The 26,619-nt window shown below is 49.2% G+C and carries 22 protein-coding genes, 1 tRNA gene, 2 pseudogenes and 1 riboswitch; of the genes and pseudogenes, 12 read left to right on the forward strand and 13 right to left on the reverse strand.

Going from position 1 to position 26,619, the window contains the following annotated elements; translation table 11 throughout:
* The first annotated feature begins 141 nt into the window (after positions 1-141).
* A riboswitch (TPP riboswitch) is annotated at positions 142-240 on the forward strand.
* Positions 241-422: 182 nt separating this feature from the next.
* The 3 genes and pseudogenes from Psfp_RS22575 to thiC all read left to right on the forward strand — a co-directional run.
* Positions 423-554 (forward strand): annotated as a pseudogene (locus Psfp_RS22575) (MerR family DNA-binding transcriptional regulator); the annotation flags it as partial.
* Positions 555-657: 103 nt separating this feature from the next.
* The gene (locus tag Psfp_RS17740; RefSeq protein ID WP_134219857.1) at positions 658-2,109 is read left to right on the forward strand and encodes an IS200/IS605 family accessory protein TnpB-related protein; all 1,452 of its coding nucleotides are present in this window, start codon (positions 658-660) and stop codon (positions 2,107-2,109) included.
* Positions 2,110-2,403: 294 nt separating this feature from the next.
* Complete coding sequence (gene thiC, locus Psfp_RS17745) at positions 2,404-3,699, forward strand: phosphomethylpyrimidine synthase ThiC (protein ID WP_134219858.1); 1,296 nt, start codon at positions 2,404-2,406, stop codon at positions 3,697-3,699.
* A gap of 187 nt (positions 3,700-3,886) precedes the next feature.
* On the opposite strand, the gene Psfp_RS17750 is transcribed toward thiC, so the two are convergent.
* The 4 genes from Psfp_RS17750 to Psfp_RS17765 all read right to left on the reverse strand — a co-directional run bounded on the left by Psfp_RS17750 (position 3,887) and on the right by Psfp_RS17765 (position 7,148).
* On the reverse strand, positions 3,887-4,171 hold the full coding sequence (locus tag Psfp_RS17750) for a zinc ribbon domain-containing protein (RefSeq protein ID WP_134219859.1): 285 nt from the start codon (positions 4,169-4,171) through the stop codon (positions 3,887-3,889).
* A 351-nt stretch (positions 4,172-4,522) separates the two neighbouring features.
* Positions 4,523-5,818, reverse strand: a complete 1,296-nt coding sequence (locus Psfp_RS17755; RefSeq protein WP_134219860.1) for a glutamate-5-semialdehyde dehydrogenase — start codon at positions 5,816-5,818, stop codon at positions 4,523-4,525.
* A 254-nt stretch (positions 5,819-6,072) separates the two neighbouring features.
* Positions 6,073-6,939: a transposase gene (locus tag Psfp_RS17760; RefSeq protein ID WP_348981159.1), complete on the reverse strand. Its 867-nt coding sequence runs from the start codon at positions 6,937-6,939 to the stop codon at positions 6,073-6,075.
* On the reverse strand, positions 6,879-7,148 hold the full coding sequence (locus Psfp_RS17765; protein WP_134219862.1) for a hypothetical protein: 270 nt from the start codon (positions 7,146-7,148) through the stop codon (positions 6,879-6,881). The genes Psfp_RS17760 and Psfp_RS17765 overlap by 61 nt, the downstream gene beginning before the upstream one ends.
* A 48-nt stretch (positions 7,149-7,196) precedes the next feature.
* Between Psfp_RS17765 and tnpA the strand changes: the two are divergent.
* Positions 7,197-7,716, forward strand: a pseudogene (tnpA, locus tag Psfp_RS17770) (IS200/IS605 family transposase).
* 60 nt (positions 7,717-7,776) lie between these two features.
* Here the strand turns inward: tnpA and Psfp_RS17775 are convergent.
* On the reverse strand, positions 7,777-8,148 hold the full coding sequence (locus Psfp_RS17775; RefSeq protein WP_134219863.1) for an MmcQ/YjbR family DNA-binding protein: 372 nt from the start codon (positions 8,146-8,148) through the stop codon (positions 7,777-7,779).
* Between the two features lie 320 nt (positions 8,149-8,468).
* Here Psfp_RS17775 and malQ point away from each other — a divergent pair, with 320 nt between their 5' ends.
* The 5 genes from malQ to Psfp_RS17800 all read left to right on the forward strand — a co-directional run bounded on the left by malQ (position 8,469) and on the right by Psfp_RS17800 (position 18,976).
* Positions 8,469-10,523, forward strand: a complete 2,055-nt coding sequence (gene malQ, locus Psfp_RS17780) for a 4-alpha-glucanotransferase (protein WP_243120774.1) — start codon at positions 8,469-8,471, stop codon at positions 10,521-10,523.
* A gap of 4 nt (positions 10,524-10,527) precedes the next feature.
* Complete coding sequence (gene treZ, locus Psfp_RS17785; protein ID WP_134219865.1) at positions 10,528-12,378, forward strand: malto-oligosyltrehalose trehalohydrolase; 1,851 nt, start codon at positions 10,528-10,530, stop codon at positions 12,376-12,378.
* Positions 12,379-12,383: 5 nt separating this feature from the next.
* Positions 12,384-14,822 (forward strand): DUF3536 domain-containing protein, encoded by a 2,439-nt coding sequence (locus Psfp_RS17790; RefSeq protein WP_134219866.1) that lies wholly within the window; start codon positions 12,384-12,386, stop codon positions 14,820-14,822.
* On the forward strand, positions 14,815-17,655 hold the full coding sequence (gene treY / locus Psfp_RS17795; RefSeq protein ID WP_134219867.1) for a malto-oligosyltrehalose synthase: 2,841 nt from the start codon (positions 14,815-14,817) through the stop codon (positions 17,653-17,655). Before Psfp_RS17790 ends, treY begins: the two co-directional genes overlap by 8 nt.
* Before the next feature lie 103 nt (positions 17,656-17,758).
* Positions 17,759-18,976, forward strand: a complete 1,218-nt coding sequence (locus Psfp_RS17800; RefSeq protein WP_192895515.1) for a glycosyltransferase — start codon at positions 17,759-17,761, stop codon at positions 18,974-18,976.
* An 87-nt stretch (positions 18,977-19,063) separates the two neighbouring features.
* Here Psfp_RS17800 and Psfp_RS17805 read toward each other — a convergent pair whose 3' ends face one another.
* Positions 19,064-20,668 carry an AMP-binding protein gene (locus Psfp_RS17805; RefSeq protein WP_134219869.1) on the reverse strand — a complete coding sequence of 535 codons (1,605 nt, stop codon included), beginning with the start codon at positions 20,666-20,668 and terminating at the stop codon, positions 19,064-19,066.
* A gap of 697 nt (positions 20,669-21,365) precedes the next feature.
* On the opposite strand from Psfp_RS17805, the gene Psfp_RS17810 reads away from it, so the two are divergent.
* Positions 21,366-21,707 (forward strand): DUF1657 domain-containing protein, encoded by a 342-nt coding sequence (locus tag Psfp_RS17810; RefSeq protein ID WP_134219870.1) that lies wholly within the window; start codon positions 21,366-21,368, stop codon positions 21,705-21,707.
* 478 nt (positions 21,708-22,185) lie between these two features.
* Here Psfp_RS17810 and Psfp_RS17815 read toward each other — a convergent pair whose 3' ends face one another.
* Together Psfp_RS17815 and Psfp_RS17820 are read right to left on the reverse strand one after the other, a co-directional pair.
* On the reverse strand, positions 22,186-22,368 hold the full coding sequence (locus Psfp_RS17815) for a histidine kinase (protein WP_134219871.1): 183 nt from the start codon (positions 22,366-22,368) through the stop codon (positions 22,186-22,188).
* Positions 22,369-22,511: 143 nt separating this feature from the next.
* Positions 22,512-22,826, reverse strand: coding sequence for a hypothetical protein (locus Psfp_RS17820; RefSeq protein ID WP_134219872.1), 315 nt, complete (start codon positions 22,824-22,826; stop codon positions 22,512-22,514).
* A 45-nt stretch (positions 22,827-22,871) separates the two neighbouring features.
* Here Psfp_RS17820 and Psfp_RS17825 point away from each other — a divergent pair, with 45 nt between their 5' ends.
* Both Psfp_RS17825 and Psfp_RS17830 read left to right on the forward strand, forming a co-directional pair.
* On the forward strand, positions 22,872-23,399 hold the full coding sequence (locus Psfp_RS17825; protein WP_134219873.1) for a hypothetical protein: 528 nt from the start codon (positions 22,872-22,874) through the stop codon (positions 23,397-23,399).
* An 83-nt stretch (positions 23,400-23,482) separates the two neighbouring features.
* Positions 23,483-23,911, forward strand: coding sequence for a GNAT family N-acetyltransferase (locus Psfp_RS17830; RefSeq protein WP_192895516.1), 429 nt, complete (start codon positions 23,483-23,485; stop codon positions 23,909-23,911).
* Positions 23,912-23,967: 56 nt separating this feature from the next.
* Here the strand turns inward: Psfp_RS17830 and Psfp_RS17835 are convergent, their stop codons facing one another.
* The 5 genes from Psfp_RS17835 to Psfp_RS17855 all read right to left on the reverse strand — a co-directional run bounded on the left by Psfp_RS17835 (position 23,968) and on the right by Psfp_RS17855 (position 26,204).
* On the reverse strand, positions 23,968-24,333 hold the full coding sequence (locus Psfp_RS17835) for a hypothetical protein (protein ID WP_134219875.1): 366 nt from the start codon (positions 24,331-24,333) through the stop codon (positions 23,968-23,970).
* A gap of 250 nt (positions 24,334-24,583) precedes the next feature.
* Positions 24,584-24,658: transfer RNA gene (locus Psfp_RS17840), tRNA-Val, on the reverse strand.
* Between the two features lie 197 nt (positions 24,659-24,855).
* Positions 24,856-25,056 (reverse strand): YgiT-type zinc finger protein, encoded by a 201-nt coding sequence (locus tag Psfp_RS17845; RefSeq protein ID WP_134219876.1) that lies wholly within the window; start codon positions 25,054-25,056, stop codon positions 24,856-24,858.
* 61 nt (positions 25,057-25,117) lie between these two features.
* Positions 25,118-25,603: a tetratricopeptide repeat protein gene (locus tag Psfp_RS17850; protein WP_134219877.1), complete on the reverse strand. Its 486-nt coding sequence runs from the start codon at positions 25,601-25,603 to the stop codon at positions 25,118-25,120.
* Positions 25,604-25,658: 55 nt separating this feature from the next.
* Entirely contained in the window at positions 25,659-26,204 is a 546-nt protein-coding gene (locus Psfp_RS17855) for a hypothetical protein (protein ID WP_134219878.1), read from the reverse strand.
* Between the last annotated feature and the right edge of the window lie 415 nt (positions 26,205-26,619).

The raw sequence follows: 26,619 nt of genomic DNA on the forward strand, positions 1-26,619 counted from the left end.
TTGATCCAACGAATAATAAAGCGGCTATAGACTTATTAACGTTCATTGCATCCACGGAATACCGCTGTAAATACTTGTCATAGACCTGCTGATAGCTGTTGACAGTAGTTGTTAGATTTGATATAATTTATATATAATTGAATAATGAGCTAGGGGCGCCTTGTGGCTGAGAGAGAGGAATCTCGACCCTCTGAACCTGATCTGGGTAATACCAGCGTAGGGAAGCAGAAGCTGTTATTTTTGGAGCAGTAGCAGCATATCAGAGGCCTACCCTAACGGGTGGGCTTTTTGTTTGTTAAGTTACTTTCATACAAGGAGGATTGAAGCAGCTACAGATTAATTAAACAAAAGTAAAAATAAACCAATAAACCATTGACACCGAACAAGTGTTTCTGTTAGGGTGATGGTAAGAGGTGGTGTCAATGGAAAAGCTGTTAACATCTCACCAGCTAGCAAAGTTATTAAATGTATGGCCTCATACGTTGCATTGCTGGGAAAGAGAAGGGAAATTAAAACCACTGCTTACACCTGGCGGCCATAGGCGGTACAAGGAATCACAAATAATGACTTCTAGTTTTTCCGCCAGGATATACGGTAAGCGTGGCTGGAGAGTGGCAAAAAAGCTGACCTGGCTTATTGAGCAGGAGGTGACTGCCTGTGAAAACCACGGTTAGGGGCGTCATTCTCCAGCTCACGGAAGTTCAAAAAACCTTCCTCGACAACCTCATGGGACGCTATTGCGCCGCCGTAAGGTGGGGCTTTAAAAGGCTTTTGGATGGTTGGAAAACCCAGGACATACGCTTGGCCGTACAAAGTAAATTCAACCTAAATTCCCGCCAGGCCAACGACACGGTGCACGATGCCCAGGCAACTATTTCATCACAAAAAGAGCTGGTAAAGCTAAACCATGCCAATGCTACAAAGAAAGTGGAATTCACCCGAAAGCGTCTGGAAAAAGCCAGGTCCCCCAGAAAGAAAGACAACCTGCAAAAGCGACTGGACAAAGAAGAAAGGAAACTGGCATTTTGGCAGAAGCACCTTGATGCCGGCACATTTCCGTCGGTGGTATTCGGCGGGAAGAGACTCTTCCATCAGAGATGCAAAGGCAACATTACCCTTGATACGTGGCAGGACGCCCGGAGCAACCGTTATCTTTCCAGGGGTGATAAGACCAAGGGCGGCAACCTGAACACCCGGCTATATGCCAAAGACGGTATCATCTACCTGGATATAGCAGCAGAGCCGGTCGAGACAAAAAAGTCTATCCGTTACAACCGAATCACAGTCCCGGTCTATCTGGCCTATAAGCCTTCCAAGAAGACAGGGCTGATCAACGGGCTCAACTACCGGCAGATGGTTATAGACTATTTAATAACAGGCAGCGCCTACCAGGTGGAAATTATCCGGAAGAACGGCTGTTATTACATTCACGTCACCATTGAAGAAGAAGCGCCGGTACAATACACAGCCTATAACGGGGTTATCGGAGTGGATACCAACCCCGATGGTCTGGGCATAACCCATGCAGACTACCTAGGGCAATTCAAAGAAAGCCTTTGGATACCGCAGGGAGAATGGACATATGCACGGAGCAACCGGCGGAATAAGCTGATCGGCGAGGCTGCAGCCATGGTGGTAGATTTGGCAAAACGGTTAAACTGCGTCCTCGCCGTAGAGAACCTGGAGTTTAAAAACGACAAGTCCGTAACAGCCAAGTTTAACCGGATAATCAACGGTTTTATGTGGTCGAAATTCCTGCAGGCAGTAGAACGCAAAGCCGCCCGCGAGGGAATACACCTGGCAAAAGTGCCGCCGCCGTTCACCTCGGTCATTGGTATTCTGAAATATCAACAGCAGCACGGGATCTCGAATCATGAGGCGGCAGCTTACGTAATAGCCAGGCGCGGCTTAGGATTCAGTAACGAAAAGATACCTAAACAATTGGAGCAAAAGTACGTCAAGAAAAAAGAGAGCTTCACGTTGTTAACCAACTGGAAGCAGTGGAGCGTAATCAAGAAAGCAGCAATTGCTGCTGTTAAAAAACATACCAAACAGGAGGTGAAAAGCCTGGTTTCCTGGCATCATTACAGGAAACAACTGGTGAGCTAAGGTAAACCCTCTTGGCCATGAAGTTTGCGGTGCGGCACAGTACACGCAGCGAAAGGCTGTTGCCGCAAGTAACGACCAGGCGGTGGGTAACACCCCCTCCGGGCAGTACTGGCCATCCCTGGGCCAGGCGGTGAGCGCAAGGCGAGCCACTCGGAATATGGGCGAAAGTCCATAGCTAAGCAGTTGAATCCTGTGACACTGCCTCCCGTTAGTCGGCGGGAGAGAAATCTAATGAAATCTGGATTATCCTGTATAAATCAGATTTGTTTAGCTTTCAGAAACCAGGTTTAACACTTGAACTATGCGACACAAATGGAAGCAGCCCGTAAGGGAATAATCACGAAGGAGATGGAGGCGGTAGCATATAAGGAGCAGGTGAGTCCAGATGTCCTACGGGAACTGATCGGGCAGGGCCGGGTGGTGATTCCCGCTAATAAAAACCATACATCCCTGGATCCGTGCGGCATTGGCCAGGGCCTTAAGACGAAAATTAATGTCAACCTGGGGGTTTCGAAGGACTGCTGCGATATCGAAGCCGAGTTGGAAAAGGTGAGGTGGGCTATAAAGCTGCAGGCGGACGCCATAATGGATCTGAGCTGTTACGGCAAGACCGGGGAATTCAGGCGGCGGTTGGTTGAGATTTCACCCGCTGCGATTGGCACCGTGCCCATTTACGATGCTGTGGGCTTTTATGAACGGGAACTTAAAAATATTTCCGCCAGGGAGTTCCTGGGAGTAGTGGAGAAACACGCGCGCGACGGGGTGGATTTTATGACTATCCACGCCGGGGTCAACCGGGAGGCTGTGGCCAGGTTAAAGAAAAACCCGAGGCTTACCAACATAGTTTCCAGGGGCGGTTCCCTCCTTTTCGCCTGGATGGCGATGAATGACCAGGAGAATCCTTTTTACGAGTTTTACGACGATCTATTGGATCTATGCCGGCATTATGATGTCACCATCAGTCTGGGTGATGCCTGCCGCCCTGGCAGCCTTAGGGATGCCGTTGATGCCTTACAAATCCAGGAGTTAATCAACATGGGGGAATTGACCAGGCGGGCCTGGGAAAGGGATGTCCAGGTGATGATCGAAGGGCCCGGCCATATGGCCTTAAACGAAATTGTTACGAATATGCTGCTCGAAAAGAAGCTGTGCCACGGCGCCCCATTTTACGTGCTGGGGCCGCTGGTTACCGACATTGCTCCCGGTTATGACCACATTACCAGCGCTATTGGGGGGGCTTTGGCAGCAGCCCATGGTGCGGATTTCCTCTGCTATGTAACTCCGGCTGAACACCTGCGCCTGCCCACTTTGGATGATATGAAGGAGGGCATTATCGCCTCAAGGATTGCTGCTCATGCTGCCGACATTGCCAAAGGGGTGCCAGGGGCCAGGAAATGGGATGACGAGATGAGCGATGCGAGGCGACGCTTGGACTGGACGAGGATGTTTGAACTTGCTTTGGACCCGGAGAAGGCCAGACTTTACCGGTCGGAGTCCATGCCTGAGAACCACGACTCCTGTACCATGTGTGGCAAGATGTGCGCCGTGCGGACAATGAACAAAATAATGGCTGGCGAAAACCCCTTGTGAACCTCTCCCGCTTGTAGAAGTGGGGGCTTCAGGGAGCTTACCGGTAAGAATTTCTGGCAGCAACCTGTTCAGGTAGCCTCATCCACAAAGGATGCTTTCCTTCCTGCCGATTCTCCCGACAACAATGGTACAAACGGCTTTTGCCTCCCATCGGGCCCGGTTCCAGGCTTCTACTACTTTCTACTTCTCACGAAGCAGGCCGTAGATACTTGATGTTTTCGACACTCCAATCCAGTGTGCGAATCTCGCCATATTTGTGCTTGGCGTAGATATTCCTTGCGCCATGCACATCCCGATGGCATATGTACCCGCAATGACACTGATACGTCCTGCCGGAAGGCTTTTTCTTCCGACCACAGACAGGGCATGTCTGCGTAGTGTAACTCTCATCGATCTTGATCAGGTCGATACCAAGAGCAGCCAGCTTATATGTAAGATAAGCCAGCAACAACCCGAATGGCCATTGGCTCATCTTTTGGTTTAATCCGCGACAATGACGTTTCTGCTTAAGATTTTTCTTATTGCGCCTGGACGTGTTCCTTTGCACGCACTCTACGTCACACTTTCATTGTACCACAAAATGCCAGCGATTGAAACAATGTTCCGGGGCGGTAACCGGCATTCATCCCCCACTTTGGAAGTGGGGGTTCTGCCGAAAGATGATAAAAGTATATTACTGGAGAGTGGTTGTACAAGAATGCAAAAGTGTCAGTTTACCAATTGTTGACGTCGAAAAGTGTCAGTGCAACGTCCTTTTGATGTCAACCAATACATATCTAACAGCCGATTATAACAAAAATTTAGCTAACCCCAGGTTATTAATTTATAAAGGGAATTTTTTATCCAATTTGTTATGCTTGAATGTTTTTACTCTGTTAGAGTAATCCGCTACAACATGACCTTTGCCTATTAACTTATATTTATAAATAACCAGCCCTTCCAGACCTACCGGACCCCTGGCATGAATTTTACTTGTGCTTATTCCCACTTCAGCGCCAAAACCGTAGCGGAAACCGTCGCTAAAGCGGGTGGAGCAATTCCAAAAAACATTCCCCGAGTCAACCAGGGCCATGAAGCGAGCCGCATTTTCCTCGCTTTCCGTAATGATGCTGTCAGTGTGGCCGGAGCCGTAATAATTAATATGGTTGATCGCTTCATCAACATCATCTACCACTTTAATCGACAGCTTGTAGTCCAGGTACTCCGTCTTCCAGTCCTGTTCTGTGGCCGGAGCCACAGGAATAATTTTTTGTGTCCTGGGACAGCCGGTTATCACCACCTGTTTTTGTTCTAGAGCATCTTTCAATAAGGGCAGAAATCCGGCGGCAGCCTTTTCATGCACCAGCAGGGTTTCCGTCGCGTTGCATACGGCCACATACTGGGTTTTTGAATCAACCACAATGTTAACCGCCATATCCAGCCCGGCAGCTTCATCGACATAACAGTGACATATGCCGTCCGCATGACCCATTACCGGTATCCTCGAATTATCCATTATATATCTGACAAAATCATTTGAGCCTCTGGGTATAATCAGGTCGATATATTCATCCAGCTTCAACATTTCGCTGACTTCCGCCCTGGTCTCCATAAGCTTGAGCCAGTTGGCGGGGACTCCTGCTTCTTCAGTTGCTTTCGTAATGACGTCTGCCAGGATCCGGTTGGTCGCCATGGCCTCGGAGCCGCCTTTAAGCAGCACACAGTTGCCGCTTTTCAGGCAGAGGGTAGAAATCTGCACCAGGGCATCGGGCCTGGACTCGAAAATCACTCCGATTACCCCAATCGGACAAGTAACTTTATATAATTCCAGACCATCGTCCAGCCCGGTCGAAAGCAGCGTCTTGCCGACAGGATCCTCCAACTTAATCAGGCTGTTGATCCCGTCAACGCCATCCGCTATCTTTGATTGATCGAACTTCAGCCTTTTTAACAGAGGCTCCGGAAGGTTTTCCTTTACGCTCCGCTTCAAATCCTCCTGGTTGGCTTTGACAATTTCGTTCTCGCGTTCAGTTAAAGACCTGGCTATCTGCGCCAAAGCCCTGTTCTTGTGCTCCGCTTCCATTGCAGCCAGCTTAATGGAAGCTTCCTTGACCTGACGGGCTATATCATTGATCCCCATCCTGACCTCTCCTTATAAATAAGTATTGACTGAATTATAACGCGTGAACTACCAAAGGCACAAGGCCCGTGGCTTCCGGTGGTAACTCCAAGCCTTCTGCGTGAAACAGTAGCTTCCCATTGCTCCCCGGTTAGCCGTCTGCGAGTTTAGGCCTGACGGCAGCCATTTACGGCTGGGCTAGATTCACTGTAGCCCACTGTGGCCGACATGTTAGCCAGCTACAGCAATATTCATACTTGCATTGAAATCTGCATTTACCTGGTAGCCACAGGTTTTACACTGGAAAGTGGCCTGATTTGGCCGATTACCTTTTTCAGTATGACCCCACACATATGGCAACCTTGTGATGTATATTTCGGGCTTACTCGTACCACTTTCAGCCCTTCGGCAAGGGCTTTGTATTCTATGAAGGAACGTAATTGGTCGAAATTCCAGTTATGCAGTTTACGGTTTATTTTGCGCGAGAACTGAACTCGTCCTCTTATGTTGGACAAATCTTCCAACTGGATAACTGCATTATACTGTATAGCAATATTTACGATCTGCCTGCTGATTTTGTGGTTTACGTCCTTCGTATAGCGATGTTCTTTGTTGCCGATAGCTTTAATCTTTTTAAGCAGTTTTTTCTTGCCGAGTTTACGCCGAAGTTCTGCATAGTGGTCGCGTTTTTGATTATAGCGTTTGCCGCTAAAAAATTTGATTATCTGTCCAGGCACGGCAAGGACAGCGAGATTAGTAATACCAAGGTCAATACCCATGAAGGCTGATGTAGCCTGTTCCGGCACGTCATATTTATAGCTGATATTCAGGATATAGCAGTTTAAACGATAGCTAAAAGATAGTTCAGCGGTGCAAAATTTGTATACGCCAGAGACAAGCCTGTCCAATATTTCAGCTTGAAAACTTCCAGACTTTACAGGCAGCATAACACGCTTTTGCCGGGTACTTACTGATACAAAGTAAGGGAAACAAGTTTCTATTTTGTGAAGTGTAAATGTCCTGCTGTCAAATCTGACTACCGGATGTTTGAATATCGGCAGACTGGCTTTTTTACCCTTATTTACCCTGGCTTTGTAGGACTTGTATGCTTCCAGTGACTTGTCCCTGATAGTTGAATTAATCCTGTAGGAATGGCAGAAAACATACCTTTAACTTCGTTGTATGTTTCCTTGTGCAGGACTTTTTTTGATTGAGTGTTTAATGCTTCCATCTTAGCAATGTAGTAACGTGATAAGTCTGCACTGATGTTAAGTAAGTCATGCAATGCTTCCAGTTTGGTTTTTGTTAAATCATGGAGTCTTACGGATATAGTTTTGGTGATAGCTGGCATAGCATTTCTCCTATTAAGATTGATCTATATGATTTAGTATAATCTTATATGCAATCTTTTGAAAGGAGAAATTATGCATTGAAAACAAAAACCACCAGTCATAGCAAATATAACATTTATTATCATCTTGTTTGGTGTCCCAAATACCGTCACCAAGTCCTTACAGTCCAGATAGAAACCTATCTAAAAAAGCTGATTTACAATATCTGCGACCATTACAAGTGAAGTCCTTACTATGGAAGTAATGCCGGATCACATTCACGTGTTTGTATCGGTTAAACCGTATGTCAGCCCTATAGAGGTGGTTAAGACTATCAAGAGCATTACCGCAGTGAAGTTCCCAAACCTCAAAAAGCGCAGATTCTGGGGGGCTGGACTATGGAGCAAAGGCTACTATGTGGGAACTGCAGGCGCGGCGTCTGCGGAAACTATCAAAAGTATATCGAGAATCAGAAGTTGGTGTAATTGTATTTTTGAGGGGTATCGAACCCCTCTAAAATACCGCGCTTACATCCTCGCCCACGAGGAGCGGGGTTTTACGCGCGAACTTATAAATATAAACTTATGAACTGAAAAAACGGCTGCCATAAACAAGTTTCCTTCAACGTTCAGTAACTCATGGCTTAACCTATTTTGTAATTCCTATGCTTCTAATTTCTTTCTGTTTTTTTGCTGTTAATGTCTTAAACACCAACTCATAAGAAATATCAATCAAATCCTTAATAAACCTGTCCTCAAGTTTACCGTCCAGGTAAACAGTATTCCAATGGCTTTTATTCATATGATAACCAGGCTTTACCTCCTCATAAGCCTCCCTCAAGCTTTCAATGACTTCCTTGTAGTATTTTAAATTGATACTTGCTCTGTCCGGCTGATGACAATTTATCAAAGCAAATATTTTTCCCTCCAATTTAAATACGGGAACCGGAATATTAAATGGCATCTCTTCAACTACACCAGGCTTATCCAGGAAATACTCTCTTACCTCATCAATCCTCATAGTTGAAACTCCTTTCAAAACATAGCGTATAATCTTGCCGGAAAAGCCCCATCGGAAGCAATACTTTTTACAACCTTTATTATACCTTACTGCCGGTCTGACAGAGCGGGTATTAGGGCTCCTTGTTGATCTGCCTGGTAATATTACTCAAACAGTATCGGCAGGTGTTATAAAAATTATTATACAGGAACTACATGCGGGAGATAATATTTTGAGAATCAGAAGTAAGTATACCAAAAGGAATGGTAAATCCTTGCTAATTCCTAATGCTATAAGGCTTATCGCTATAACTTAAAGCTCGGTAGGGATTGATTATGGGGTTGGAAAAAGAAATTCGCTTGCTTCACCGGCTTTGCCGTTTATACGGAATAGAGACAGGTTACCTGGATATAGATGGACACCGCCGGCTGGCCGCGCCGGACTCGCTGCTGGCGGCGGTGCGTGCACTGGGGGCGCCGCTTATGGGCCTGTCCGGTTTGCCGGGGGCGCTCCGTGAAAGAATTCGAGAACATTGGGACCGTTTAAGTGAACCGGTGGCCGTGTCGTGGGATAAAAAACCGGTTCACCTGGAACTGCGGCTCCCTTTATCATGGCGGGAATACATTGCCGATTGCCGGATGGAGTTGGAAAACGGCGGTGTAGCGCGCTGGGTTTGCCGTCCCGGCGACCTGCAGCTGTTGAAGTCAGCTTCGGTTGAAGGGATGGATTATGAAGTAAGGCGGCTCTCCCTACCCTCCGGGCTTCCCTGGGGCTACCACCGGCTAACGCTGGACCTGCCCGCCCGCCGGCACGAGGTTTTAATTATCTGCGCCCCTCGCCGGGCCTTCACCTTGGCCTCCTCCAGTATGACAGGACACCGCGTATGGGGGTGCTTTCTGCCGCTCTATGCCCTTCACTCCTCCCGAAGTCCGGGCGCCGGGGACTTCACCGATCTGGACGCCCTGCTGAGCTGGGTCCGGGATCTGGGAGGAGGTTTTGTAGGTACTCTGCCATTGCTTGCCGCCTTTCTGGACCAGCCCTTCTCACCGAGTCCCTACGAGCCGGTCAGCCGCTTGTTTTGGAACGAGTTTTACATTGATGTTGAACAAACCGAAGAATTTAAAAACAGCCCAAAGGTCCGGGAACTGTTCAATTCCCCGGCAGTTCAGGAGGAATTTGCACGCTTACGGTCTACGCCCCTGGTGGACTACCACCGTACAATGGCAGTTAAACGCAAGCTCCTGGAATACTGCGCTGAGGCCTTTTTTGCCGCAAACTCCGGAGGGCAGGAGGCTCTGCAGCGCTGGTTGACAAAAAACCCCGCAGCCCGTGACTATGCCCGCTTCCGGGGAGCCGTGGAAAAACGCCGCACAGTCTGGACGGACTGGCCCGGCCCGATGCGGGACGGGATCCTGCGGGAGGGGGACTATGACCCCGCGGCTGAGCGCTACCACCTGTATGTGCAGTGGCTGGCTCAACAACAGCTCCGGGATCTCTCGGCCCGGGCCCGAAGAAACGGACAAAACCTGTATCTTGATTTTCCCCTGGGTGTGCACAGACACGGGTATGATGTCTGGCGTGAGCGCACCGCCTTTGTACCGGAAGCCAGCGCCGGCGCCCCGCCGGACGCTTTTTTCAGCGGCGGGCAAAACTGGGGGCTTCCTCCCCTGCACCCGGAAAGGATCCGGGTACAGGGTTACCGCTACTACATCACCGGTCTGCGCAATCATCTCCAGTACTCCGGTATCCTGCGCCTCGATCATATAATGGGCCTGCACCGCCTCTTTTGGGTGCCCGGGGGACTACCGGCCGGAGAAGGGGTTTACGTGCGCTACAACGCCGCAGAATTCTACGCCGTCCTGGCCCTGGAATCCCACCGATACCAGGCGCTGCTGGTGGGCGAGGACCTGGGATTGGTACCCGGCAGTGTCCGTACGGCTATGGCCAGGCATAATGTATATCGCATGTATGTATTGCCCTTTGAATACACCAGGGAACCGCGAAAGCTTCTTCGCGACGCCCCGGCCGGCGCCCTGGCTTCCCTTAATACTCACGACATGCCGCCCTTTGCATCTTTCTGGCTGGACAAAGGGAAAAGACCCTTTGACCGGGCCGCCCTGCCGGTTTTTCTATACCACCGGGGCCGTCTCAAGGTACCCACCAATAATTTAAAGGCAGTTTTTAGGGCCTGCCTGGAGCACCTGGCCGCCAGCCGGGCTGAAGTCCTGCTGGTCAATCTTGAGGATTTATGGCTGGAGACAGAACCACAGAACGTCCCCGGCGCCACTGGGGCCTATCCCAACTGGCGGCGGAAGGCACGGTTGGCCCTGGAGGAGTTTAGCCAAAACCGCGAAGTGCTGGAAGAGCTGCAAAAAATCAATGGCCTGAGGAGATGAAACCATGACCGCTCAGGTTAGTCTGGGAGCCATCTATAAGGGAGACGGCCGCTGCCGGTTTTTAGTATGGGCGCCCCTGGCCGAGCATGTCGCGGTACATATAGTGTCCCCCCGGGAGCGTTTGGCGCCCCTGACGAGGGGTCAACATGGCTATCATCATGGAGAAGTTGCGGGAGTCGAGCCTGGCAGTCTCTACTTCTACCTCCTGGATGGAAAGAAGGAGCGTCCTGATCCGACGTCGAGGCACCAGCCTCAGGGTGTTCACGGCCCTTCGCAGGTGGTGGACCCTCATGACTTTGCATGGTCGGATCAATGCTGGTTTGGCTTGGCCCGGCAGAATTTGGTATTCTATGAACTTCATGTGGGAACTTTTACCCCGGAGGGCGCCTTTGAGTCCGCTATTCCTCACCTTGAAGGACTGCGTCAACTGGGGGTCACCGCTGTCGAGATCATGCCGGTGGCCCAGTTCCCGGGCAGCCGCAACTGGGGTTACGACGGTGTTTACCCCTTTTCGGCGCAGAACTCATACGGCGGGCCCGAAGGTCTCAAACGGCTGGTGGACAGCTGCCACCGGCACGGACTGGCGGTTTTTCTGGATGTGGTGTACAACCACCTGGGTCCCGAAGGAAATTACCTGAGGGATTTCGGGCCATATTTTACGGACCGTTATCTTACCCCCTGGGGACAGGCGCTTAATTTTGACGGGCCCGGCAGCGATGAAGTACGGCGCTTTTTCATGGAAAATGCGCTTTACTGGATAACCGAGTTCCACATGGACGGCCTGCGGCTGGACGCCGTCCATGCCATCACCGACAAATCTGCCCTGCCTTTCCTGGAGGAACTGGCTGCCACGGCACACCGGACCGGGGATAAACTGGGCCGCCGGGTTTACGTGGTGGCCGAGAGTGACCTGAACGACCCACGCCTGATCCGGCCCCGGGCTGTTGGGGGGTACGACCTGGACGGCCAGTGGAGCGACGACTTTCATCACGCCCTGCATGCCCTGTTGACCGGGGAGCACAGCGGTTACTACCGTGACTTTGGGCAACTCCAGCACCTGGTCCGGGCCTTGCGCCTGGGTTATGTCTACACCGGCCAGTATTCCGCCTACCGGCAGCGGCGGCACGGGCAGCAAGCACATTTTTGCGAGACTTCCCAGTTCGTGGTTTTCACCCAGAATCACGACCAGGTAGGCAACCGCGCCCGGGGAGAAAGGCTGAGCCAACTGGTCTCCTTTAACGGGCTGAAGTTGGCCGCCGGTGTGCTCATCCTCTCTCCCTTTACACCCCTGCTGTTTATGGGCGAGGAGTACGGTGAAACAGCGCCCTTTCAGTATTTCACCAGCCATTCGGACCCGGACCTGGTGGAGGCGGCGCGCAAAGGAAGGCGGGAGGAGTTCGCCTCCTTCGGCTGGGAAAATGGAGTCCCCGACTCCCAGGATAAGGAGACCTTTCTGAGATCCCGGCTCGACCATAGCCTTTGCCGGCAGGGCCGTCACCACGCGCTGCGCCGGTTCTACCGGGAACTTTTGCGGCTGCGCCGGGAGCTGCCGGTCCTGTCCGGCCTCAACGGCAATGACATGGAAGCTGATGCCGTTGGCTATGCATCGGTGCTTTTGTTGCGCAGGTGGAGCAGTGACGATGAAATCTGCGCTGTCTTTTCTTTTCATAATAAGGAGACCGCCGTCTCCCTGCCTCTGCCGGCCGGCAACTGGCGCAAGCTTCTGGATTCCGCGGAGGAGCAGTGGCTGGGAGAGGGAAGCAAAGTTCCTGCTGCTCTAACATCTCCGGAAGAGATGTGGATCACCTTGAGTCCCATGGCCTGTCTTTTGTTTGAGCGCATAAAGGAGGCGTAAGCTCAATGGAAAAATATATCTGCCTGCACGGCCATTTTTACCAGCCGCCGCGGGAAAACCCGTGGCTGGAGGATGTTGAGCTCCAGGACTCGGCCTATCCCTACCACGACTGGAATGACCGGATAACCGCCGAATGTTACGAACCCAACACCGTTTCGCGTATTCTAAGCGGGGACGGCTGGATCAGGAAAATTGTCAACAACTACTCCAAAATCAGCTTCAATTTCGGCCCCACGCTGCTTTCCTGGCTGGAGAAAAAAAGACCGGAGGTCTATCAGGCCATTATTGAAGCAGACCAGCAAAGCCGGCAAAACTTTTCGGGGCATGGGTCGGCCCTGGCCCAGGCGTACAACCACATGATCATGCCCCTGGCCTGCCGTCGCGATAAATATACCCAGGTAATCTGGGGTCTTAAGGATTTCGAATACCGCTTCGGCCGCAAGCCCGAGGGAATGTGGCTGCCCGAGACCGCGGTAGACCTGGAAACCCTGGACATCATGGCGGAGCAGGGCATACGCTTTATCGTTCTGGCGCCCTATCAGGCCAGGCGGGCCCGCTCTCTGGGAGCCGGGCAGTGGTATGATCCGGGGCCGGGGGGGATTGACACCACCATGCCCTATCAGGTCCGTATTCCCGCTTCGGGCCGGATTATCAACGTGTTCTTTTATAACGGCGAAATTTCCCGGGCCGTGGCATTTGAAAAACTGCTTACCAATGGTGAACGCTTTGCCAGGCGGCTGACCGGCGCTTTCAACGAAAATTCCGGCGCCCCGCAGCTGGTGCACATCGCCACCGACGGTGAAACTTACGGGCACCACCACCGGCACGGGGATATGGCCCTGGCCTTCGCCCTGCACTATATTGAATGCAACAACCTGGCCCGGCTCACCAACTATGGGGAATATCTGGAAAAGCACCCGCCCACCCACGAGGTGGAAATTATTGAGAATACCGCCTGGAGCTGCGCCCACGGAGTGGAACGCTGGCGGAGCAACTGCGGCTGCAACTCCGGCATGCACCCCGGCTGGGGCCAGGCCTGGCGGGCTCCCCTGCGGAACTCACTGAACTGGCTCAGGAACAGCCTGGCCCCCCGGTACCAGGAAACTGCGCGCCAGTTTTTCAGGGATCCCTGGGAAGCCAGAAACGGTTATATCAATGTGATCCTGAGGCGGTCGCCGGAAAGCATCAAGCAGTTCCTGGAGGAACACGCCACCCGCCGGCTGAACCCGGAGGAAACGATCAGAGCACTAAAGCTTTTGGAGCAGCAGCGACACGCCATGTTGATGTTCACCAGCTGCGGCTGGTTCTTTGATGAAATCTCAGGCATCGAGACCGTACAGGTGATTAAGTACGCCGCCCGGGTCATCCAACTGGCCCGGGAGCTGTTCAACAGCGACCCGGAGCCAGACTTCCTGGAAATGATGGCCAAGGCCAAAAGCAACATCCCGGATCACCGGGACGGCGCGCATATCTATGAAAAGTTCGTCCAGCCGGCGATGGTGGACCTGCTCAAAGTGGGCGCCCACTATGCCATCTGCTCCCTGTTCGAGTCGTACGACGATTATTCCGGCATATACTGCTACAACGTCCACCGGGAAAACTACCAGAACCGCCTGGCCGGATCCGCCAGGCTGTGCGCCGGGCGCGCCCGTGTTACTTCAGAAATCACGCAGGAATCTGTGCATATCAGTTACGGAGTGATTAATTTAGGCAACCACAATGTAAACTGCGGGGTCAGGCCCTTCCAGAACGAGGAGGCCTATAACCGGATGTTGCAAGACTTGACCGGAGCCTTCGAACGCGGGGATTTTACAGGGGTGATCCGGCTTTTGGATCAGCACTTTGAAGGGGCCACCTACTCGCTGAAGCAGCTTTTCCGGGATAAACAGCGGGTGGTCCTGGACATCATTCTGGAAACCACCCTGGACGAGGTAACCGCGGAATACAGGAAGATTTTCGACCGTCACGCCTCCCTGATGCATTTCTTAAAGGATATGGACTCTCCCCAGCCCAGGGCACTGTCGGCGGCCGCTGAATTAATGGTAAACACCAGCCTCCGCCAGGCTTTTGCCGCTGATATGCTGGACATCGATTATATCAAAGCCCTCCTGGGAGAGGCCCAAATGTCCAACATTCCGCTGGACGGGGCCGGCCTCAGCTATGTTCTGGAACAAAGTCTGGAGGAGATTGGAGAACATTTCCACCAGCAATCCGATCTCTCCCAGATTGCTTACCTGGACGCTGTTATCGATCTGGTCCGTTCACTGCCCTTCGAGGTTAACCTCTGGAAGGTGCAAAACATCTATTACGGACTGCTTCAGACGGTATGCCCGGAACGCAAGAAAAAGGCCGCACAGGGTGATGAGGAGGCAAAGGCATGGGTAGACCGTTTTAATGCGCTGGGTGATAAACTTCGCATACGAAGGGGCAAACAAAATGTTTAGCACGCGGCCCCCCGCCGCCACATACAGAATCCAGTTCAACCGGCATTTCAGTTTCGCCGGCGCCCGGACTCTGGTACCATACCTGCAAGACTTGGGTATGACCGAGCTTTACGCATCCCCCCTGCTTAAAGCCAGGCGGGGAAGTCCTCACGGCTACGACGTGACCGACCCGACCAGTCTAAACCCGGAACTGGGAAGCGAGGAGGATTTCACGGCCCTGACGGAAACCTTGCGCCAGCACGGGATGGGGCTTTTACTGGACATAGTGCCCAACCACATGGCCGCCGGCGCCGAAAATCCGTGGTGGCTGGATACCCTGCGTAACGGACCCGGTTCGCCTTACGCCGGTTTTTTCGACATCGACTGGAACCCAATCAGCCCGGGGCCGGCCGGCAAGGTGCTGCTGCCCATCCTGGGTGAACCCTACGGGAAGACGCTGGAAAACCAGGAACTGACACTAGAAGCAACGGAAGATGGTTTATGGATCCGCTACTTTGATCATCGCCTGCCGCTTAGCCCCGGCTCCTCTGGCCGGATTCTTGCCGGCTGGTCCAGAGAGCTGGCCGGAGTTCAGGGACGCCCTCCTTTACCGCAGCTGACCGGTTTGCTTAATATGCTGGAGAAACCGGCGCCCGACTTCGTACATGCGTGGGTTATTTTCTGGCGCTTGTACAACACTTATCCCTGGATAAAAACTTTCACTGACCATAAAATTGATGTTTTCAACGGAAAAAAAGGTGACCCGCAGAGTTTTGACCGGCTGGACGGGTTACTGTCGGAACAGTATTACAAACTGGCCTTCTGGCGATCCGCCAGGGAGAAAATAAACTACAGGCGTTTCTTTGACGTCAGCAGCCTGGTTTCTCTCCGGATGGAGGACGAAGAAGTATTTGAGGCCACGCATTCCTTGATTTTGAACCTGGCCCGGTCCGGACAGGTCACCGGCCTCAGGATTGATCATATTGACGGCCTGCGCGACCCATATTCCTACCTTGCCCGCCTTCAGGAGCGCCTGTCCTGCCGGGGAGACCTTTCCGGCTTTCACGTGGTGGTCGAAAAAATACTGGGCGACAACGAGGACCTGCCCACCGCCTGGCCGGTTAGCGGTACAACGGGCTACGATTTCCTCAATACGCTGAACGGTATCTTCGTGGACCGGTGCGGGGCAGCGGAGCTGGACCGGCTTTATACCGGGCTCACCGGGTCCGGGGAGGATTTTGAGACGGTGGTGTACACCCAAAAAAAGCGGGTAATAGCCGAACTTTTCGCCGGCGACACGCGCACCCTGGCACACCGGCTGGGCCGTCTGGCGGAAGAGGACCGCTGGGGCCGTGAATTCACACTTGCCGAACTGGAACAAGCGCTGGTGGAAATAACAGCCCGTCTCGGTGTCTACCGCACCTATATAAATGACTTTAACGTGGCCGCACAAGACCGTTTTTACATCGAACAAGCGGCCGCCGGGGCCGTGCAGGGAAATCCTTCTGCCGGCCCGGCCTGCAAGTTCCTGAGGCGGGTACTGCTGTTGGAATTTCCGGATTACCTCTCCCCGGACCAGCGGGCGTCATGGCTGCGCTTTACCATGCGCTGGCAACAGTTTACCGGACCCATTATGGCCAAAGGCTGCGAGGATACCGCCCTTTATATGTATAACCGGCTGGTCTCCCTTAACGAGGTTGGAGGCCGCCCGGGGACCGCAGGCATACCGGTGGAGGAGTTCCACCGCCGCAACAAGATCTGGATTGAGCGCTGGCCCTGCGCCATCAACGCCACCTCCACCCACGACACCAAGCGGAGCGAGGATGTACGCGCCAGGATCAACGTGCTGTCTGAAATCCCCGCCGCATGGGAGCGGCGGGTGGAGCGCTGGCGGCAGTGGAACGATTCCCCAAAGCCGCTTTTACATGGCCGGCCTGTACCGGACGAAAACACTGAACTTTTTATTTACCAGACCCTGGTGGGGGCCTGGCCGTTACAAGAAGAAGATATGGCCGATTTCGGGAACCGGCTCCGGGCCTACCTGGTTAAGGCGGCCCGGGAGGCCAAAGTCCACACCAGTTGGCTTTACCCCGACCCCGAATATGAAAGCGCTCTGGAAAAGTTCGTAACATCCATTTTGGAGCCCAGGGACGAGAATTTATTTTTACAGGAGTTCACCAGATTCCAGAAAATCACCGCCTATTACGGAGCGCTAAGCTCACTGGGACAGGCGCTGCTCAAGATAACCTCCCCGGGGATACCTGACTTTTACCAGGGAACCGAGCTGTGGAATTTAAGTCTGGTGGACCCGGATAACCGGCGGCCGGTTGATTTTAAGATCCGGGTCCGGCTCCTGGCAGAACTTAAGGAAGAAGATGAGAAAGCCGGCGGCGGGCTTCACCTGGCCCAAACCCTGCTCTCCTGCTGGCCGGACGGCCGGATAAAACTATATCTTATCTATAAGGCTCTGAACTTCCGCCGGGCTCACCGGGACCTGTTCATCACCGGGGAATATATCCCTCTGGCGGCCACCGGACACGGGCATGAACACACCTGCGCCTTTGCCCGGAGGCTGGAAAGCTGCTGGAGCCTGACTGTAGTGTCCCTTCTTTTGGCCAAGCTCCAGATATCCAATCGGTCAGCCCATTGCGAAGATGGACTGCCGGAAACCGGCTTCCTGCCGGAGAAGGCATGGGAAGACAGTGTCCTTATTCTGCCCAAACAGTCACCGACCCGCTGGTTGAACATATTCACCGGGGAGGTTCTCAACGCGAACAGGGAAGACGGAAAAAACACTCTGCCGCTGGCCAGTCTGTTCCACAGCCTGCCTGTCGCCCTGCTAACGTCAGAGTAAGCGTGTTTTGTAACCCATACGGTACCAGGCTTACGAGATGTCGCATGGAAATAACAATAATCACTACTTCAGCAACTCTCACTATTGAAAAGGAGAACAAATAATGCCTGTCTTAGGGTTGAAAGATTACGAGAATGTGGCCGGAAGCTCGGTTATAAAAGAAATCAGGGAATTGGGAGAAAAATTAGAGGGTTACAGCGTTTTGCATATCAACTCCACCAAGCTGGGCGGCGGGGTGGCCGAGATACTGCACACACTGGCGCCGCTGATGCAGGAAGCGGGACTGTTGGTAAGATGGTCGGTGCTGGAAGGGAACCCGGACTTTTTTAACGCTACCAAGCAGTTCCACAACGGGCTGCACGGCCAACCTGTGAAAATCACCGGTGATATGATGGAAAGCTACCTGGCCACGGCCCGGAAAAACCGGCAACTGGTGGCGGAGGAAAACGACCTGGTGATCATCCACGACCAGCAGCCGCTGGGGTTGACTGCCTTCCGCAGTGAGTCCGGCGGTCGCTGGCTGTGGTATTGCCACATCGACCCGCGCTATGCGGTTCCGGCGGTTTGGTATTTTCTGGCGCCCATGGCGTCTGCCTGCGACGTTTCTGTTTTTCACCTGCCGGAGTATGCCCGGAACCTGCCGGTTCTCCAGTATTTTATGCCGCCGGCCATCGCTCCCCTGTCCGATAAGAACAGGGATGTATCCCAGGAGGAGTACTACTCTGTGTTGAAGAAACTGGGAATAGACCCTGAGGGCCCACCGGTAATCCTGCAGGTATCTCGCTTCGACCGTCTGAAGGATCCCGTCGGTCTGATCCAGGCTTTCAAGCTGGTCAGGAAAAACAGGGAATGCCGGCTGATCCTGGCCGGCGGCAGCGCAGACGACGATCCCGAAGGAGCGGCCGTCCTTGATGATGTGCGATTAGAGGCGGACAATGACCCGGACATAACCGTCCTGGCGCTGCCACCGGACGCCAACCTGGCAATAAACGTCCTGCAAAGGCGGGCCGACGTGGTGGCGCAGAAGTCCCTCCGTGAGGGATTCGGCCTGACCGCCACCGAAGCACTGTGGAAGGGCAAGCCGGTGGTGGCCACACCTACAGGAGGCCTGGCCCACCAGGTGCTGGACGAAAAAACCGGGCTGTCGGCCAAAACGGTGGAAGAAACAGCCGCTCAGGTAGACCGCCTGCTGGCCGCCCCTGAGCTGGGCAGGCGTTTAGGGGCCAAAGGGCGGGAGCACGTGCGCCTTAACTACATCCTGCCGGTCTACCTGCGGAACTGGCTTAAACTCATAAACCTTATCAACTCTCGACCACGTTAATATCTACCCTGAAAGGATACATACAAAAAAAGCCTTCCGTTTTTTGAAAGGCTTTTTTTACCAGCTCTTTTTAACGATACTGTTGTCCTAACCAGTGGCCAGTTTTCTATCGCTTGGGGCGCAGTCATCAAGATTAAAGGCCTCTTTCTTGCCACTATACTTCATACGCAGTCTGGGTTTTTCAATCTTGCCTGTGGGGTTCCTGGGCACCTTATCAAAGAAAACCTTAAGCGGCCTTTTGTACTTGGGCAAAGCTTGACAGAATTCAATGACCATAGCCTCTGTAAGCAACCTGCCGGGCTTGGTCTCCACAATCGCTACGGGAATCTCCCCCAGGCGATTGTGGGGCATGCCAATCACAGCGACATCCTTGATATCGTCATGAGCCTGCAGGAAATCTTCAATTTCCACCGGGAAGATATTCTCTCCACCATAAATAACGATATCTTTTTTGCGATCCACCAGGAAGATAAACCCGTCTTCGTCCTGCCACGCCATATCTCCGGTATGAAGCCAGCCGTTCTTCAAAACATTCCCGGTGGCCTCCGGGCTTTCATAATAACCATTCATCACGCCCGGTCCCCTGACAAGCAATTCCCCAACCTTACCTCTGGGAACAGGCCTGTCGCGATCATCAACAATCATTACCTCCCAGTTAAAACCGGGAATCCCAATAGCCCCAACCTTGTGTATGTTTTCAATTCCAAGGTGAACGCAACCAGGACCGGTTGCCTCACTTAAGCCGTAGTTGGTGTCATAGAGCTGACCGGGAAAGTACTTCTGCCACCTGCGGATCAGGCTGGGAGGCACAGGCTGGGCTCCAATATGCATAAGCCGCCACTGAGCAAGGTTATATTCCTCAAGGTTAATTTCCCCGCTTTCAATGGCGTCGAGGATATCCTGCGCCCACGGGACAAGCAGCCATACGATGGTTGCCCTTTCTTCCGATACGGCCTCAATAATCCAACGGGGGTTTATGCCGCGCAGGATAACGGCTTTAGAACCTACAACCAGACTGCCGAACCAGTGCATCTTAGCCCCGGTATGGTACAGCGGGGGGATGCAAAGGAAATTGTCCTCGCGTGTCTGAAGGTGATGGCGGTTTTCCGTAATGCAGGCCGATACAAGGTTGGCGTGCGTTAGCAGAATCGGTTTGGGTATACCGGTGGTACCGGAAGTAAAGTAAAGCGCGGCTTCATGATGGTCGTAAATTGTAACCTCAGGAGCGCCGGCAGGGAATTGGGCCAATAGTTCGTTATAATTTTCAGCGGTTTCAGGGCAATCCTCGCCTACAAAAATAAAGCTTTCGGTGCAGCTGAGCACACCGCGTATTTCGTTGATTTTTTCCCGGAACTCGGATCCATAAACAAGCGCTTTGGCATGCGCGGTTTCTACACATTTCCTGATTTCTTCCGCAGTAAAACGGAAGTTCAGCGGCACTGCCAGGGCTCCGGTTTTCAGAATTCCAAAATAAACAGGCAGCCATTCCAGACAGTTCATCATCAGAATAACAACCTTGTCTCCCTGCCCGATACCTCTTGACAATAAAAGGTTTGCCAGCCTGTTGGCCGAGTTTTCAAATTCCAGCCAGGTAATCTCTCTTCGCTTGTCTACAGCCGGCTCACGCTCAACCAGAGCGGTATCGTCAGGGTACATCCGCGCGTTACGACAAAGCATTTCTGTTATTGGCATAAAAAAACAACCCCCCACCGTTCTACCATTCTACAGATCCCTCTTTCAAATATGATTTTTTAATTTGCATACATTTCTACTGATAAAGGATATTCAACACAAGAGTTTTATTTCCTGCCAAATTTATTTTTTTCTCGCATGCTTTGAAATCAATAAGTTCCTCGTTTGAGGGCGAATAAACCCGGGCGCTCACCCTCAAAATGTTTCCATAAAGAATACGCCTCTCCGGCGTAAGCAAATTGTGTAAGCGACTTATTTGATGCTTGATAAACCCCAAAGCCCATCTATTTCATCTCCACTTAAAGGCTGATAGTCTTCCCCGCCGGAGGTGAATTCATATTTCATTTCCTGGCCTTCAGTAAGCCCAGTAGAAATGCAATTTGAAAGAGGCGGTCAGTATAAATTATACTGGGAATATTCCCCGGGGATTGGATTTAACCTGTTGGGTAGATTATAAATTGATAAACCTTTAGGAGGCAAACCATGACTGGTATAGCCATTGCCATAGGTTTAGGTTTCTTTATTGTTGCAACATTCATTGTGAAAATTGCCAAGCGGAAATCTAAAACGGGGCCACTGGAGTAAGAATACCCCTGGAATGGTATTGTACAAAGGCAAATGGGTTATTTTACTAGCTTAAAAATAGAATATTTGGTTAATCATAAATAAAGATTTTAAATTATAGGAGGTGGCTTTCATGACAATAGGGACCAAAATGCACCAAACTCTTGCAAGCCTTGAGGCAGCTGCTGCAAATCTACAAATGTTCGCATTGGACACACAGGATCAAATGGCAAAACAGATGTTTTCAGCATTAAACCAGCAAGTTGAAGGTGTTTGTCAGGTATTGAGAGGCCGTGTTAACTATATAGAACAGAAAGAACCCCAGTATAGAGTAATGCAGCCTGCGATGCAACCACAACAACAGCAATATCAGCAATATCAACAATATCAGCAACAGTATAACCCTATCCAACCACAACAACAGTATTTCCGTACACAGCCACAACAGCAACAATACTATCGGCCGATGCCGTAACAACAACAGTATAAAAAGGATATGGTAAACCCATATCCTTTTTATACTGTACGTTGCACAGTTGCTACATGTACAAAAGCTGAAGAGACTGAACTCCTTCATGTACATACAAGCCAACCGGCAAGCCGTTTAGCAGCAGAGTTTACTCATGGCAAAACCCGCCTTTTAAGGCGGGCAAAAAGAAGGAAGAAAAAGGAGGTTAAAAAGGTGATCCTGGTATATCATCCGGCTGACAACCGGTTATTTTTAGTTCAATAAGCAGTTCAACGATTGATTATATTTTAGCCTTAGATTCTTAAATTAAGCTGAAAAGTATATTAAGCTTTCATTAATATTAGGTAAATAAACGCAAAAACCCCCGTTACGAAGAACGGAATTGCGCCATTATTCTTGTAAAATAATTAAGCCCCTTCACAGGGACTTTCCTTTCTTAAAAAGACTAAAAAAATTATTAAAACCAAAAACCACTTAACTTCCGTCATTCATTGTTTTTAACAGTATCTACAATTTCGCATATCAGAGCGTCAATTTCATTAACTTCATTAATTAGTATCAATGAATAATCAATCTTTTTATGCTCTTTACCAAGTATGAGGTAGCCTTTCAGAATTGTGAGCTTATCAAATAACTTGCTGCAAATATTTAGTATCTTTTCTTCCACTTTAACCAGTGCCCCTTTTAACAAATTTACTACTTATATACAATTAACTTATTAACCGACATCTCTTGCATTTTGTAGGAAATTTATATTAGAAAACAAAAAAAGCCCGCTCCGGAGAGCGAGGCCTTTTGTATGTCTACTATTTAGTTTGCTGCCGTGGTAGTCGTACTATCCCCGGAGGTCCATTGGCAGGCTAAAAACTGGGCCAGCTTATCTTTCAGGACTTCAATGCGCCCAGATGGCTGGGATTGCAACTTAAACCCCAGCAGAACTGCCGGGTCAAATGTGGTCACCAACGCTGTCAATACTGTTTTTGCCAGTATGGTTAAACAAAGGAAGACCTTCACCTTGGCAGCCCTCTCAGATACCTTCGCTAGCGGGATATTCTTTCTGCAATCGCCTGACCAGTCCTCTTTGATACCGGTTCCCCCTTCTAAACATGTAGCAACAGCTGGCATTTTTGAATACTCTACTAATAGCAATAATGGAAGGGGGTACTTCAATTGAATTACTTTTATGGAATTTTATTAACAATACTTGGATTGTTAATTTTAGCCCGTTATGTTTTCCAGGTTAAAATACCAATTTTCATAGTCTCAACTGCTATAATCATCTTTATTGTAGGAGTCTCATTATTTTTCCATAGGCCTGAGCCAGGATCCAATCGTGATATAGTTTTCAGCAATAAAACTATCCAAGTTACAAATCCGGCTGAAGAATACAATTTAGCTTTTAGCGGAGGTACAATTGACTTATCGATGATGTCACCTCAGTACAAAGGGCAAAAGATTAAAATAAACAGCCTACTTTCACGCGGAACCATTAAAATAAAACCAGGAACACCTGCTATTATTAGAATTAATTCCGCACTTTCAGTAACCCAAACACCAGATAACTCATCTGTCTACCTTGGAAGATATAATTACAAGACAGCAAGTTTTAAAGAAAACTCAAATTATCTTGATATAGAAATTAAAAATATTTTTGCCAAATTAAAAGTTGACGAAGCCATAAAAACGAAAACACCGTAAACTTCAACCACGCCGAAAAGGCCTATACCAGAAGCTTGGCAGCCATTAGGCGCCCATGTCCACGAATAATAAAACCGCTTGGTTTGTTTGATATTGCCATTATATATGAATATAAACAGAAGGGTGGCCTTGATATGCATGAGTACTCCTTTGTCAAAGATGCCCAAAAAGTGGGATTCAGATGGCAAAGAGTTCGTTGTTATAACGATAAAGGGAATGAGGTCGGTTTCTTTGATTACGATATACAAGCTCCCGGCTGGGTTACCCTTCAGAAGTTATTCGTTTTAAAAGCGTTCCGAGGGAATGGAATTGCCGACATATTAATTAAACACTTCTTAGAGCTGTCTTTTAATAAACTTCACGCCAATTATATCTCTGTTTATATACACCCTAGAGAAAACGGAACAAGTTTAAATGGGCTTATAAGGCTTCACCAAAAACATGGTTTTGAAATTACTGATCGCAAATTATCAGAAGCCAAGGCGAGTTTAAAGTTGCAAACAAGACAATAATTAACAAAAACCCCACCTCTTGGCAGGGCTGGCTTTGCTTTAACAAACCCCTTCTCTTATTGTTTGCTTTCATATGACAAGCTAAATTTTTCTTCAGCCCGCCACACAAAAACCTGGGCAGACGCCCTAGAACACCCATCACTCCGGGCCTGGGCAAAAGAATAACCTTGCCCACACACTAGCTTGGAAGCATCCTTCTGCATTTTCGTCAGAGAGGTCATCAGCCTTTCCAATAACCACCATCCGGTCCAGGAGCGGCGCTGACCGGTTCTCTGTTGCGTAAATACCGGTACACCGGTACTTCCCTTTTTGACCGGGGCCACCCGGCAACGGGCAACTTCGTCCCTGGTATATGGCCGGATAATCTCAACCGAAGCTTCAAAGCTGCGAAAAAAACTGATATGGAAGACGTAAACCTTCATGCCCGGCGGCACACTTTTGGCATAAGATTGGCTTGAGCAGAGTGAAGACCTGAGGACTATCCAGGAGCTCCCGGGGGACGCAAAAATGAGAACAACAGCAGACATTTATATCGATCTAACGGAAAAATTAAAGCGTCATTTGTGTGATAAGATTGATAGTGTTTTAACGCCGGGGCCTGCGACAAATGAGTGCCGGGCATCAAAAAGCCCTCCGGGCACTTTACGCGATCCCCGGAGGGCTTGATTTCACTGGTGGGCGGGATAAGAATTGAACTTACGACCTTCTGCGTGTCAAGCAGACGTTCTCCCACTGAACTACCCGCCCATTAAAAACCTAGATATACCAAGGGTTTCAGGGTTTTTATGCTCCCTATTTTCCCTGATAATTAAGTACTCGATTTTGATAAATTAAGTTGTCAATTTTATTATAATATTGAATACTTAACTTATCAAGATTTTAAAGAAGGAATCTAAATGATATATAAGAATAAATAAAAACCCTGTCCCATAAGAGACAGTTCTCTATTCGTTTTCCTGTATTTTTTCTAATTCACGATCAATTATCCTGCTGGTTTCGGAATCTATGTATTCCTCACCGCATTCAGGACATACATAAAATTTTAAGTTAGAGATAGTATGTTTACCTCCAGACTCCCAAAAAGAATAATTTTTATATTCAATTATTGTTTTTGTTTTACAATTAATACAGGAAAAAGTATCCATTACTATCTCACCCTTGTATCCTTACATCTATCTAAGGAGCACAGTTTTTCCTTGTTTCATCCTACTTTTTTGATTGTTGAAGCGTAAATTTCCGGGTGTTTTCTTCGATGTCTATAAAAACTCTGATACCTTCTGACATAGCCAACAAAGTTATGACACCAATTGCTCCCAAAACTAACGACCCAAAAAATAAAACTATATTATCATTGCTTCTAAACATTGTGATAATTACAATTACACCGACTAAAATTGCTAAGCCTTTGTACATTGAAGCAATGAACCTAAGCGTAGGATAACGTTCTTCTACTAGAACTTGATACTCGGATAATTCTGTATCTTGTCTTTCTGTTTCCTGGTGTCCCTGCTGCTTTTCCTTAGGTTTTTGAACATTACCCTCAATATTACTTATTTGGCTCTTTGAGTAGGTGGCCTCTTTGCTTGACGGGAATTCGTTTAGAATCTGATTGTAGAGCGTTAACGCTTCTTCTGATTTGCCTTCTTTGTAGTGAAGGTTATACGCTTGCTTGTAAAGTTCACTGGGATTCATTTTTGTTCTGCGCCTCCGTTTGAACAGTTAATATTTTTTTGCCAAAAATAAAAGTTTAAATATGTTTATTCACATATTCTGAAATATCTTTTAAACGATTACTAAAAGCTTGATGTTGTAATGCCAAAAGAATATTGATTATCTCGTCTTTGTAAATACAGTCTATAGCCAGGTAATATACAGTCTGTTTCATTTTAGAAGATTGCAACCCTGACATTCCACCAACAATCCCACCTAAAGGCCCTGCTAACATTGTGCCAACAACTGCTCTGCCAATAACACTTTTTTGTTCTTCCGTAATCTCTATGTCAGTAAAATATTTTACATTTATAATATCTGAAAATGGAATATCAATATCGCCAATATAGATTCTATCACTGTGAAGATACAACAATATTTGAAAACCATTTTCTAATTTTGGAATACCAGATAAATGAGTTAATAAAACGTTAGAAATACAATTTTTCTTTTGTTTACTATTTAAATATTTAAATTGATCAGATATCAACATGACAACGAAAAGTAATATAAATAAAAGAATAATGAATAATATAATTGCACCAATTGGTTCCTGCTTTGTAGCCCAAATTAAGTTATCCATATAATTCCTCCTTTGGAATCTCAAATCTTTAAATATCTTTGTAAGTCTTAAATTTTTACTTTATATTCAATTTTTAAAAGCCTTTGACGATTACAGAAATGCTCCCGCTAAAATAATAAAACTATTTCTACAAATTAAAACATATTTCCTTTGTCGTAATAACAGATAAAGTGTTGAATATTGTCTTTATCGTAAAAGAAAGAATATCTCCTACCCGCTCCTTGCTCAAGAAAACCGGCAGGAGATTTAGAGTATTTGCAGAAAAAACATGTAAACTGTATATAAGGGAGCCCAGCGGTAAAATGTCAAGCCCACTTTAAAAAAGAATTGGAAAAAATATTTCATTATGCGAGACAAAAGAATATAACAAACTAAGCCCAGAAAATTACAATATCTGGGTCTGAGAGGGTGGTCC

Source organism: Pelotomaculum sp. FP (assembly GCF_004369245.1).
Taxonomy (GTDB): Bacteria; Bacillota; Desulfotomaculia; order Desulfotomaculales; family Pelotomaculaceae; genus Pelotomaculum_C; species Pelotomaculum_C schinkii.